The sequence below is a fragment of the Geodermatophilus sp. URMC 65 genome, assembly GCF_053502545.1.
The window spans coordinates 2,957,480-2,969,556 of the sequence record NZ_CP199954.1 but is presented as its reverse complement, the minus strand read 5'-3'; the positions used below and the strand labels follow the sequence as shown (position 1 = coordinate 2,969,556).

The following is a 12,077-nucleotide window of genomic DNA, read 5'->3' as shown; positions in this document are numbered from 1 at the left end:
TCTTCCGGTCTCGTGAGGTCTACACCTTGCACAATGCAGGTGCACCGCACACTATTCCGAAGAAACCCAGGCAACTCGCTAGGCGCAGCGATGATCCCTCACCTCGGAGGGTGACGTCGCCCTCAGCTGACGGCCAGCAGCAGGACCCGTCCCCCACCCTCGCGAGCTCGGGGCGGGACCCGTGACGGGGAGGTCCTCCGTCAGTCGATGCCGAGCTCCCGGCGCGCCGCCGCCCGGGCGGCCTGCGGGTCGTCGGTCAGCAGCGCCGCCTCCGCGGCCCGCCGGCACGCGTCGGTGTCGACGACGGCCAGCCGGGCGCCGACACCGGCGATCGACGAGGCCGCACACGACAGCGAGGTGACGCCGAGGCCGACGAGGACGCAGGCCAGCAGCGGGTCGGCAGCGGCCTCCCCGCAGACGCCGACCGGCTTCCCGGTACGGCGGCCGGCCTCGGCGGTGAGCTGCACCAGGGCCAGCAGCGCCGGCTGCCACGGGTCGGTGAGGTCGGCGAGGTCGGCCGAGAGCCGGTCGGCGGCCAGCGTGTACTGCGAGAGGTCGTTGGTGCCGATCGACAGGAAGTCCACGTGCTGCAGCAGCCGCTCGGCCATCAGCGCCGCCGAGGGCACCTCGATCATCACGCCAGGGGTCAGCCCGCGGGCGCGCACGCGCGCGGCGAAGTCCGCGGCCTCGGCGACGGTGGCCACCATCGGCGCCATCACCCAGGGCTCGGCGCCGGCCCGGCGGGCGCCCTCGGCGATCGCGTCCAGCTGCCGCTCCAGCAGGCCGGGGTCGCGGCGGGCGACGCGCAGTCCGCGGACGCCCAGCGCCGGGTTCTCCTCGTCAGGCATCGTGGCGAAGGCCAGCGGCTTGTCCGACCCGGCGTCCAGCGTGCGGACGACGACCCGCTGGCCGGGGAAGGCCTCGAACACCTCGGCGTACCCCGCCGCCTGCTCCTCCACCGAGGGCTCCTCGGCCCGGCTGAGGAAGGCCAGCTCGGTGCGCAGCAGCCCGACGCCCTCGGCGTGCTTGGCCGCCGCACCCCGCGCCCCCGCACCGTCCTGCACGTTGGCCAGCACCTTGACCTCGAGACCGTCGCGGGTGCGGCCCGGGCCGGTGTACCCGGCCAGCGACGCGGCGGCGGCCTGCGCGGCCGCCACGCGGGCGCGGGCGTCCTCGGGGTCCGGGTCGACGGTGACCGTGCCGCGCTCGCCGTCGAGCAGCACGGTGGCGCCCTCCGGGACGTCGCCCAGGCCGCCGACGGCCACCACGCAGGGCAGCCCGAGCTGGCGGGCGATGATCGCGGTGTGGCTGGTCGTGCCGCCCAGCCGGGTGGCCAGGCCGGTGATGCGGGTCGGGTCCAGTCCCGCGGTGTCGGCCGGCGCGAGGTCCTCGGCCAGCAGCACCGAGGGCTGCTCCGGGCTCGGGACGCCGGGCTCCCCCTGCCCGGTCAGCTGGGCGACGATCCGGTCCCGGACGTCGCGGACGTCGGTCACCCGCTCGGCCATCAGCCCGCCCAGGCTGGTGAACAGGTCGACGAACTGCTGCGCGGCCTGCACGGTGGCGACGGCGGCGGGCGTGCCGGCGTCGATCCGCTGCTCGACCGCCGAGAGCAGGCCGCGGTCGCGGGCCAGGCCGGCGGTGGTGGCCAGCACCTCCGCGCTCACCCCGGTCGCCGCGCTCGCGCGCTCGGTGAGCCGGTCGGCCACCACGCCGGCCGCTGCCGCGAAGCGCTCCTTCTCCCCCGCGCGCTCCTCCTCGGCGACCACGACGCCGTCGTCGGACGGCAGCAGGACCGCGCCCGAGGGCCGCACCACCGGGCCCCAGGCCACCCCGGGGACGACGGGCGTGCCGGGCAGCACCACCGGACCGACGGTGGACGGGGCGGCGGTTCCGGGAGCGTGGGTGGTCATGGCTACCTCGCACGGGTCGGTGGTGCAGGTCTGGAGGACGCTGGAGTCCGGCTATGACAAGAGTCACCAATGGGTGTTGACTTGTCAACGGATCGCACGTAGAACAACAGCAACACAACACGAAGCCAACACAAACGGGCAACCCGTGTGTGCTAGAGGGCAGGGAGGTGGGCCGTGTACGCGGAGGAACGTCAGCAGACGATCGCCGGTCTCGTCGCCGACCGCGGCCGCGTCGCGGTGACCGCGCTGGCCGAGGAGTTCGGCGTCACCACCGAGACCGTGCGCCGCGACCTCGCGGCCCTCGAGCGTGCCGGGATGCTGCGCCGCGTGCACGGTGGCGCCGTCCCGGCCGGCTCGCTCACCTACGTGGAGACCGCGCTCGGCGAGCGGCACGGCACCCGCAGCGAGCAGAAGCGCAAGATCGCCGCGGCCGCGCTCGACCTCCTGCCCGGTCCCGACGGCAGCCTGCTGCTCGACGGCGGCAGCTCCACCGCCGCCCTCGCCGAGATCCTCCCCGGCGATCGCCGGCTGCTGGTCGCCACCCACTCGGTGCCGATCGCCGCCCGGCTGGCCGCCGCTCCGCGCGTGGACCTGCACGTGCTCGGCGGCCGGGTCCGCGGGATCACCCAGTGCGCCGTCGGCGAGCGGACCGTCGCCACCCTCGCCGACCTGCGCGTCGACGTCGTCTTCCTGGGCGCCAACGGCATCACCCCCGAGCACGGGTTCACCACCCCCGACGAGGCGGAGGCCTCGGTGAAGCGGGCGATGATCCGGGCCGGGCAGAAGGTCGTCGTCCTGGCCGACAGCAGCAAACTCGGCCGCGAGCACCTGGTCCGTTTCGCGACGCCGGCCGACGTCGACGTCCTGGTCACCGACGCCGAGGCCGCACCGGCCGACCTCGCCCGTCTCGAGGACGCCGGGATCGAGGTCGTGGTCGCATGAATGGGCTCGTTGTCACCCTCACCGCCAACCCCAGCCTGGACCGGACGCTCTCGCTGCCCGGCCCGCTGGTGCGTGGCGGCGTGGCCCGCCTGGCGCCGAGCTCCACCGAGCCCGGCGGCAAGGGCGTGAACGTCGCCCGCGCGGTCGCCGTCGCCGGCGGGGACGTCGTCACCGTGCTGCCCGCGGCCGACGACGACCCGATCGTGCGGGCGCTGCGCGGGCTGGACCTGCCGATGGCCACGGTCCCGATCGCGACGCCGGTGCGGACCAACTACACGCTGGCCGAGCCCGACGGCACCACCACCAAGCTCAACGAGCCGGGCGCCCCGCTGGACGAGGAGGCCCGGGGAGCGCTGACGATCGCGATGCACCAGCACGCCGAGGGTGCCAGCTGGGTGGTGCTCTCCGGCTCGCTGCCGCCGGGCACGCCGCTGGACTGGTACGCCGACCTGGTCCGCTCGTTGCGCGACACCGGCGCGAAGATCGCCGTCGACACCTCCGAGGCGCCGCTGCTGGCCCTGCTGGCCGCCGGCCCGGACGCCGCGCCGGACCTGCTCAAGCCCAACTCCGAGGAGCTCGCCCAGCTCTCCGGTGTCCCCGAGGCCCACCTCACCGCCAACCGCGCCACCGCGCTGGCCGCCGTCGACACGCTGCACGCGCGCGGCGTGGCCGAGGTGCTGCTGACCCTCGGGGCCGACGGCGCACTGCTGTCCTGCGCCGAGGGCGTCTGGGCGGCGACCCCGCCGCGGATCGCCGTCCGCAGCACCGTCGGCGCCGGCGACTGCAGCCTGGCCGGCCACGTGCTGGCCGACCTGGCCGGCGGCGGGCCGGCCGAGCGGCTGCGCAGCGCGGTCGCGTACGGCGCGGCCAGCGCCTCCCTGCCCGGCTCCGCCGTCCCCACCCCCGAGCAGGTGGCCGCCCTCGACGTCGAGGTCGTCACCGTCCGGACCGAGGGCCTGCCCAGCAGCACCACCGCACCGCGCACCATCGTCCCGGCCGCCGGCCGCGACGTCTGACGCCTCACGAGTAGGTGAGCCATGCCCGACCTCATCACCCCTGACCTGGTGGCGCTCGACGCCGACCTGGGTTCCGACAAGAGCACGGTCGTCCGTCGGCTCGCCGGCCTCGTCGCCGGTGCCGGGCGGGCCACCGGCGCCGACGGCCTGGCCGACGACGCCCTCGCCCGAGAGGCGCAGGCGGCCACCGGCCTGCCCGGCGGCATCGCCATCCCGCACTGCCGCTCGGCCGCGGTCACCGAGGCCTCGCTGGCCTTCGCCCGGCTGGACCCGAAGGTCGACTTCGGCGCCCCCGACGGCCCGGCCGACCTGGTCTTCCTCATCGCCGCGCCGGCGCACGGCGACGCCGACCACCTCACGCTGCTGACCGCCCTGGCGCGGGCACTGGTGCGGTCGGAGTTCGTGGCCTCGCTGCGCGCGGCCGGCTCCGCCGACGAGGTCGTCCGGCTGGTGCAGGAGGTCGTCTCCCCCGAGCCGGCTCCCGCCGCCGCCTCCGGCGCCACGAGCGCCGCCACCACCTCCGCGGCCCCCGCCGCCGCCGCTCCGGCTGCGGGTGACGGCTCCGGTGCCCGCCGCAGTGTCGTGGTCGTCAGCGCCTGCCCGACCGGCATCGCGCACACCTACATGGCGGCCGACAAGCTCACCGAGGCCGGGCGCGGCGCCGGGGTCGACGTGCACGTCGAGACCCAGGGCTCCTCGGGCTCCACGCCGCTGGACCCGGCCGTCATCCGTGCCGCGGACGCGGTCATCTTCGCCGTCGACGTGGGCGTCCGGGACCGCGACCGGTTCGCCGGCAAGCCGCTGGTCCAGTCGGGCACCAAGCGGGCGATCAACGAGCCCGACGTGATGCTCCGCGAGGCGCTGGCCGCCGCGGACGACCCCAACGCCCGCCGGGTGCCCGGCGGCGCCGGTGGGGCCGAGGAGCCCGCCGCCGCGGGCGGGCGGCCCGGCGCGGGTACGGAGATCCGCCGCTGGCTGCTCACCGGCGTCAGCTACATGATCCCGTTCGTCGCCGCGGGCGGTCTGCTCATCGCGCTGGGCTTCCTGTTCGGCGGGTACCAGATCGTCAACCCCGACCCGTCCTCGGCCGACGGCAACAGCTACGCGCTGAACTGGGCGCTGAACAACACCTTCTTCAACCTGCCGGACGTCGCACCCCTCGAGGGCCTCAACGACGGCTTCTTGGGCTACCTCGGCGCGGTCTGCACCGTCCTGGGCCAGGCGGCCTTCGGCTTCCTGGTCCCGGCGCTGGCCGGCTACATCGCGTACGCGATCGCCGACCGCCCGGGCATCGTCCCCGGCTTCGTCGTCGGCTTCGTCTCCGTCCAGGTGGGCGCCGGCTTCATCGGTGGCCTGATCGGCGGCATCATCGCCGGCTTCGCCGCGCTGTGGATCAGCCGCTGGAAGCTGCCCGTCGGGGTCCGCGGACTCCAGCCGGTCGTGATCATCCCGCTGCTCGCCACGCTGATCTCCAGCGGGCTGATGGTCGTCGTCCTCGGCCGCCCGCTGGCCGCCGTGCTGACCGGCCTGGGCAACTGGCTCAACGGCCTGACCGGCACCTCGGCGATCCTGCTCGGGATCATCCTCGGCCTGATGATGTGCTTCGACCTCGGCGGCCCGGTCAACAAGGCGGCCTACGTCTTCGCCACCACCGGGCTGGCCGCAGGCGCCGGCGCCCCGCTGGTCATCATGGCCACGGTCATGGCGGCCGGCATGGTGCCCCCGCTGGCCATGGCCCTGAGCACCGCCATCCGGCCGAAGCTGTACACCCCGGCCGAGCGGGACAACGGCAAGGCCGCCTGGCTGCTGGGTCTGTCCTTCATCTCGGAGGGCGCGATCCCGTTCGCCGCGGCCGACCCGCTGCGGGTCATCCCCTCGATGATGCTGGGCGGCGCGACCACCGGCGCCATCGTCGCGGCCTCGGGCATCGAGCTGCGGGCCCCGCACGGCGGTGTCTTCGTCTTCTTCGCGATCAGCAACTTCCTGCTGTTCCTGCTGGCCATCGCCATCGGCATGGTCGTGGGTGCCGTCGCGGTCACCATCGCGAAGAGCATCGGGCGGCCGAAGGCCGAGGCCGTGCCCGAGGACGCCGTCGACATGGCCCACGCCCACAACGCCGCTGCCCCCGTCACCCAGCCGGCTCGCGCCTGAACCAGCAGGCTGTAGCCGACCGCACGCCCCCGAAGCAAGGGAGAGACCCCATGCCCAGTCAGACCGTCACCGTCGGCTCCCGGGTCGGGCTGCACGCCCGGCCGGCGGCCCTCATCGCCGAGGCCGTCGGCAAGGCCGGAGTGCCGGTCACGCTGGCCACGCCGGGAGGCAACCCGGTGGACGCCGGGTCGCCGTTGATGATCATGACGCTCGGCGCGAAGCAGGGGACGGAGGTCGTCGTGAGCAGCGACGACGCCGGCGTCCTCGAGCAGATCGCAGGACTGGTCGCCCAGGACCTCGACGCCGAGTAGCGGAAGGACCCCGTCCTCCTCACCGCTCGCGAGCTCGCGGCGAGCCTCTGGACGGGGCCGGCGGCCTCACAGGGCCGCCGCCACAGACGACGGCGCCCGTCCCCTGCAGAAGGGGGCGGGCGCCGTCCTGGTGAGGTGCTGGAACGGCCCCCTCGCAGGGCCCCGCCGCGAGCCTGCGAGCGGTGGGGGGCGAGGGGGTCCTTCCTCAGGTCTGGTCGGGGCGGGGGACGTCGCCGCGCCAGGCGCCGGTCTCGGTGCCGCGGCTCTCGATGAACTCCTTGAACCGCTTGGCGTCGGCCTTGACCTGCCGGTCGTCGAAGCCCAGCGCCGCGCCGGCCTTCTCCACGATGCCGGTCGGCTCCCAGTCGATCTGGATCATCACGCGGGTCTTGTTGTCGTCGAGGCGGTGGAAGGTGACCACGCCGGCGTGCTTGGCCTCGCCGCCGGTGCTGGTCCAGGCCACCCGCTCCTCGGGGTGCTGCTCGGTGATCTCGGCGTCGAACTCCCGCTTGACGCCGTCGATGTTGGTCACCCAGTGGGTGCGCGTGTCGTCGAGCTGGGTGATCCGCTCGACCCCGCCCATGAACTTCGGGAAGGACTCGAACTGCGTCCACTGGTCGTAGGCGACCCGGATGGGGACGTCGACGTCGACGGATTCCTGCACGCTGGCCACGTTGGCCTCCTCTGCTCTGGGTCCTCGGATGGAGTCGCTCTACCCGGCGTCTCCGCGCAGGACACCTGCCCCACCCCGGTCACAGCAGCGCGGCTGCCACGCTCCCCCGCACCGGGCGGCCGCGCAGCAGGAGCACCTGCGCCAGGTGGTAGGCGTCGGGCTGCCCCTCCCAGGTGCCCGTGGCGACCGCGCCCTCCGGCGTCAGCTCGTGGTGCCAGTTGCCGGTCGCCGGGTCGGCGAAACGGGCCTCGCCGTGCGCCCACCAGTGCTCGGCCAGGCGCCGGTAGGAGGCGTCGCCGGTGACGGCCGCCAGCGCCTCCGCCGCGGCCACCCCCTCGCACAGCACCCAGTGCATGCGCGCGGTCACCACCGGCCGGTCGTCCCAGTCCAGGGTGTACGGGAAGCCGTCGTGCCCGTCGGCGGCCCAGCCGCGCGAGGCGGCCGCGGTGAAGAGCCCCGTGGCGTCGTCGAGCAGCCAGGACGGCGCGTCCGGCGTGACGGCGCGGGCGTGCAGCGCCAGCCGCGACCACTCGAACTGGTGCCCGACCGTGACCCCGTACGGGCGGAACGGGTGCGCCGGCTCGTCGCGGTTGTACCCGGGCAGCGGCTGCCACTCCGCGGTGAAGTGCTCGGGCAGCCGCCAGTCCCCCTCCCGCGCCCAGCCGTGCACCACCCGCTCCAGGGTGCGCAGCGCCTGCCGGCGCAGCTGTGCGGCCCGGGGGTCGGCGTCGCCCAGGGCGTCGGCGGCGGCGAGGGAGGCCTCCACGCCGTGCATGTTCGCGTTGACGCCGCGGTAGTCCGACAGCCGCGACCAGCCGGCGTCCCACTCCTCGACCGCCAGGCCCGCGGCGTCGTCCCAGAACCGCGTCTGCCAGACCCCGAGCGCCTCGTCCAGCAGCTCCCGGCCGCCGGGCGCACCCGCGGCGGTGGCCGTGGCCCCGGCCAGGACGGCGAAGGCGTGCACGTACGCGGCCTTGGTGTCGTCGCCGGTCGAGGCGTACCAGCCGCCGCGGCCTCCGTCGTGCAGCGGTCCGGCGGCCAGCGCCTCGACCCCGTGCCGGACCAGTTCGTCCCACCCGCTGCGGCCGGTCAGCCGGGCGAGCCCGAAGACGTGCGTCATGCGGGCGACGATCCAGGTCTCCTGGCCGCGCTCGGGCCGCACGCGGCCGTCGTCGCCGAGGTAGCCGAAGCCGCCCTCGGGCAGCCGGGATCGGGCCGCGAAGTCCAGCAGCCGGTCGAGGTCGGTCACGTCCACGCTCCCCTCGCGACGATCACGGCGTCGCAGCCACATCCTGGACCGGATCGGTGGTCACGGCGCCGTGATCGTCGGCGCCGACTCAGAAGGCCAGCGCCGTCCCCGGGTCGGAGAGCAGGATCCCGACGTCGGCGAGGAACCGGCTGCCCAGCTCCCCGTCGATGATCCGGTGGTCGAACGACAGCGCCAGCTGGGTGACCTGCCGCGGGCGCACCTTGCCCTTGTGCACCCACGGCATCTCGCGGACCGCGCCGAAGGCGAGGATCGCCGACTCCCCGGGGTTCAGGATCGGTGTCCCCGTGTCGACCCCGAAGACGCCGACGTTGGTGATGGTGATGGTGCCGCCGGTCATGTCCTCCGGGGCGGTGCGGCCGGCCCGGGCGGTCTCGGTGAGCTCGGCGAGCGCGCCGGCCAGCTCCACCAGCGACAGCCGGCCGGCGTCCTTGACGTTGGGGACGACGAGCCCGCGGGGCGTGGCCGCGGCGATGCCGAGGTTGACCTGCCCGTGGACGACGATCTCCTGCGCCGCCTCGTCCCAGGAGCTGTTGACCATCGGGTGCCTCGCGGCGGCCAGCAGCAGCGCCTTGGCCACGAACAGCAGCGGGCTGACCTTGACCCCCGCGAACTCCGGCCGCGCGGCGATCCGCGACCGCAGCTTGACCATCCGCGTGACGTCGACGGCGAGGAACTCGGTGACGTGCGGCGCGGTGAAGGCGCTGGCCACCATCGCCGCCGCGGTGTGCTTGCGGACCCCCTTGACCGGGATCCGCTGCTCCCCCGCCGTCGGTGCGGCGACCGGCCGCAGCTCGGTCACCGGTGCCGGGCCGGCCGCGGCCGCCTCGACGTCGGCGCGGGTGATCACCCCGCCGGCGCCGCTGCCGGTCAGCGCGGTGAGGTCGACACCGAGGTCCTTGGCCAGCTTGCGCACCGGCGGCTTGGCCAGCGGCCGGGGGCGCCGGTGTCCGTGCTCGACCCGGCGGGCGGGCGGCGAATCGGCGGAGGCGGCGTCGCCGGCCAGGGCGTGCGCCTCGGCCTGGCGGCCGACCTCGAGCCCGCCGTGCCGGACCGGCTTCACCCCGGCGTCGGGAGCGGTGGCCAGCAGGGGCGGCCGGTCGGTGCCCGAGCCGTAGTCGGCCTCGGGCAGGACGACCTGCGGAGCCGTGGCGCGCGCGGGGACGGTGGCGCCGCCGCGACGGGGGCGACGGCGGGCCTCGGTGTTCCGCGGCCCGTAGCCGACGAGCACCGCCGTCCGCCCGCCGGGCGCCGCGCCACCGATCAACCCCGCAGCGGGCTCGTCGGCTGTCCCACCGCCGCCCTCGGTGGGCGCCGGGACGGCGTCCCCGCCGACGTCGATGGTGATGATCGGCGTCCCGACGTCGACGGTGTCCCCGGCCTCGTGCAGCAGCGCGGTGACCGTGCCCGCGAACGGCGAGGGCAGCTCGACGGCGGCCTTCGCCGTCTCCACCTCGCACAGCGGCTGGTTCACCGTGACCGTGTCGCCCACGGCGACCAGCCACTGCAGGATCTCCCCCTCGGTCAGCCCCTCGCCGACGTCGGGCAGCTTGAACTGCTTCAGCACGCCCATCGTCAGAAGCCCATCGCGCGGTCGACGGCGTCGAGCACCCGGTCGAGGTCGGGGAGGTACTCCTCCTCGAGCTTCGACGGTGGGTAGGGCGTGTCGTAACCGCCCACCCGGAGCACCGGCGCCTCCAGGGCGTGGAAGCACGCCTCGGTCACCCGCGCGGCGATCTCCGCGCCGAGCCCGAGGGTCACCGGCGCCTCGTGGACGACGACGCAGCGCCCGGTGCGCCGCACCGACTCGAGCACCGGGTCGAGGTCCAGCGGGGAGAGCGTGCGCAGGTCGACGACCTCCAGCGAGCGCCCCTCCTCCGCGGCCGCCTCGGCCGCCTGCAGCGCCGTCTTCACCATCGGGCCGTAGGCCAGCACGGTGACGTCGTCCCCGCCGCGGACCACGCGGGAGGCGAACAGCGGGTCCGGCGTGGCCGCGGTGTCCACCTCGGCCTTGTCCCAGTACCGGCGCTTGGGCTCGAGGAAGACGATCGGGTCGGGGTGCGCGATCGCCTGCTGGATGCCCCAGTAGGCGTCGACCGGGTTGCTGACCGCGACCACCTTGAGCCCGGGCGTGTGCGCGAAGTAGGCCTCGGGGCTCTCGCTGTGGTGCTCCACCGCGCCGATGCCGCCGCCGAAGGGGATCCGGATGACGACCGGCATGGTCAGCTTCCCCCGGGAGCGGGCGTGGATCTTGGCCACCTGGGTGACGATCTGGTTGTAGGCCGGGAAGACGAACCCGTCGAACTGGATCTCGCAGACCGGCCGGTAGCCGCGCATCGCCAGGCCCACGGCGGTGCCGAGGATGCCGGCCTCCGCCAGCGGGGTGTCGACGACGCGGTCCTCGCCGAAGTCCTTCTGCAGGCCGTCGGTGATCCGGAAGACCCCGCCGAGCCGGCCGATGTCCTCTCCCATGAGGACGACCTTGGCGTCGTCCTCCATCGCCCGGCGCAGGCCGAGGTTGAGCGCCTTGCCGATGGTCAGCGTCTCGATGCTCATCGCTCGACTCCGCCCTCGTTCCGCTCCTCGGTCGCTGGCGCTCCCTGCGATGCTCGCTCGGGCGTCGTCCTCGCAGTCATCGGTGCCCGCCTCCCTCGAAGCTCGCCTGGTACGCCTCGAACTCGGCCTGCTGCGCGGCCAGGTGCGGCGTCTGCTCGGCGTAGACCTGGTCGAACATCGCCGTCCCGGGTGGGTCGGGCATCTCGGTGGTGCCGCGGCGGATGCGCGCCGCGAGCTCGTCGGCCTCGGCCTCGACGGCGGCGAAGAAGTCGGCGTCGGCGACGCCGCTGCGGGACAGGTGCGCCTTGACCCGGGCGATCGGGTCGCGCAGCTTCCACTCCTCCAGCTCGCTGGCCAGCCGGTACCGGGTGGGGTCGTCGGAGGTGGTGTGCGCACCCATCCGGTAGGTGAACGCCTCGACGAACGTCGGGCCCTGGCCCTCCCGGGCGGCGGCCAGCGCCGCCCGCGTCACCGCCAGGACGGCGAGGACGTCGTTGCCGTCGACCCGGACGCCGGGGAAGCCGAAGCCCGCGGCGCGCTGGTAGAGCGGCACCCGGGACTGGCGCTCCAGCGGCACGCTGATCGCGTACTGGTTGTTCTGGCAGAAGAAGACGACCGGTGCGGAGAAGCTGGCCGCCCAGATCAACGCCTCGTTGACCTCGCCCTGGCTGGTCGCGCCGTCGCCGAGGAAGGCCAGCACGGCGGTCTCGGCGCCGTCCCGCTGGACGCCCATGGCGTAGCCGGTGGCGTGCAGGCACTGCGCGCCGATGACGACGGTGTAGAGGTTGAAGCGGGTGGCGACCGGGTCCCAGCCGCCGTTGTCGACGCCACGGAACAGGCTCATGACGTGCAGCGGGTCGACCCCGCGGGTCCAGGCCACGCCGTGCTCGCGGTAGGTCGGGAAGGCGTGGTCCCCGGGCGCGAGGGCGCGGCCGGCGCCGACCTGGGCCGCCTCCTGGCCCAGCAGCGAGGCCCAGATGCCCAGCTCGCCCTGGCGCTGCAGGGCGGTGGCCTCGACGTCCCACCGGCGGACCAGCACCAGGTCGCGGTAGAGGTCGCGCAGCTGCTGGTCGTCGAGGTCGATGGCGTACTCGGGGTGCTCGACCCGCTCGCCCTCGGGGGTCAGCAGCTGCACCAGGTCGGGTTGCCGTGGCAGGTGCGGCGCCTCCGCACCCGGTACCGGGTCGACCACCTCGGTGGCACTGGACACGCTCACGTGCTCCTCCTCGCCGTCGTCCGCCGCTGCCGGGG

Annotated in this window: 10 protein-coding genes; 4 read left to right on the top strand and 6 right to left on the bottom strand. The window is 74.8% G+C overall.

What is annotated here, in order from left to right:
- Positions 1-200: 200 nt before the first annotated feature.
- Positions 201-1,910: a phosphoenolpyruvate--protein phosphotransferase gene (locus ACWIX7_RS14410; protein ID WP_448617134.1), complete on the bottom strand. Its 1,710-nt coding sequence runs from the start codon at positions 1,908-1,910 to the stop codon at positions 201-203.
- 174 nt (positions 1,911-2,084) lie between these two features.
- On the opposite strand from ACWIX7_RS14410, the gene ACWIX7_RS14405 reads away from it, so the two are divergent.
- From ACWIX7_RS14405 to ACWIX7_RS14390, 4 genes are read left to right on the top strand one after another with little or no spacing between them, the layout of a single operon-like run.
- Positions 2,085-2,852 carry a DeoR/GlpR family DNA-binding transcription regulator gene (locus ACWIX7_RS14405; protein ID WP_448617133.1) on the top strand — a complete coding sequence of 256 codons (768 nt, stop codon included), beginning with the start codon at positions 2,085-2,087 and terminating at the stop codon, positions 2,850-2,852.
- Entirely contained in the window at positions 2,849-3,868 is a 1,020-nt protein-coding gene (locus tag ACWIX7_RS14400) for a 1-phosphofructokinase family hexose kinase (protein ID WP_448617132.1), read from the top strand. The genes ACWIX7_RS14405 and ACWIX7_RS14400 overlap by 4 nt, the downstream gene beginning before the upstream one ends.
- Before the next feature lie 21 nt (positions 3,869-3,889).
- Positions 3,890-6,019, top strand: a complete 2,130-nt coding sequence (locus tag ACWIX7_RS14395; RefSeq protein ID WP_448617131.1) for a PTS fructose transporter subunit IIABC — start codon at positions 3,890-3,892, stop codon at positions 6,017-6,019.
- Between the two features lie 50 nt (positions 6,020-6,069).
- Entirely contained in the window at positions 6,070-6,330 is a 261-nt protein-coding gene (locus tag ACWIX7_RS14390) for an HPr family phosphocarrier protein (RefSeq protein WP_448617130.1), read from the top strand.
- A 205-nt stretch (positions 6,331-6,535) separates the two neighbouring features.
- Here the strand turns inward: ACWIX7_RS14390 and ACWIX7_RS14385 are convergent, their stop codons facing one another.
- From ACWIX7_RS14385 to pdhA, 5 genes are all read right to left on the bottom strand, one after another.
- Positions 6,536-7,003 (bottom strand): SRPBCC family protein, encoded by a 468-nt coding sequence (locus ACWIX7_RS14385; protein WP_448617129.1) that lies wholly within the window; start codon positions 7,001-7,003, stop codon positions 6,536-6,538.
- A gap of 79 nt (positions 7,004-7,082) precedes the next feature.
- The gene (locus ACWIX7_RS14380) at positions 7,083-8,252 is read right to left on the bottom strand and encodes an AGE family epimerase/isomerase (protein WP_448617128.1); all 1,170 of its coding nucleotides are present in this window, start codon (positions 8,250-8,252) and stop codon (positions 7,083-7,085) included.
- A gap of 88 nt (positions 8,253-8,340) precedes the next feature.
- Positions 8,341-9,843, bottom strand: coding sequence for a dihydrolipoamide acetyltransferase family protein (locus tag ACWIX7_RS14375; protein WP_448617127.1), 1,503 nt, complete (start codon positions 9,841-9,843; stop codon positions 8,341-8,343).
- Between the two features lie 2 nt (positions 9,844-9,845).
- Positions 9,846-10,826, bottom strand: a complete 981-nt coding sequence (locus tag ACWIX7_RS14370; protein WP_448617126.1) for an alpha-ketoacid dehydrogenase subunit beta — start codon at positions 10,824-10,826, stop codon at positions 9,846-9,848.
- Positions 10,827-10,902: 76 nt separating this feature from the next.
- Complete coding sequence (gene pdhA / locus ACWIX7_RS14365) at positions 10,903-12,042, bottom strand: pyruvate dehydrogenase (acetyl-transferring) E1 component subunit alpha (protein ID WP_448617125.1); 1,140 nt, start codon at positions 12,040-12,042, stop codon at positions 10,903-10,905.
- Positions 12,043-12,077 lie beyond the last annotated feature (35 nt).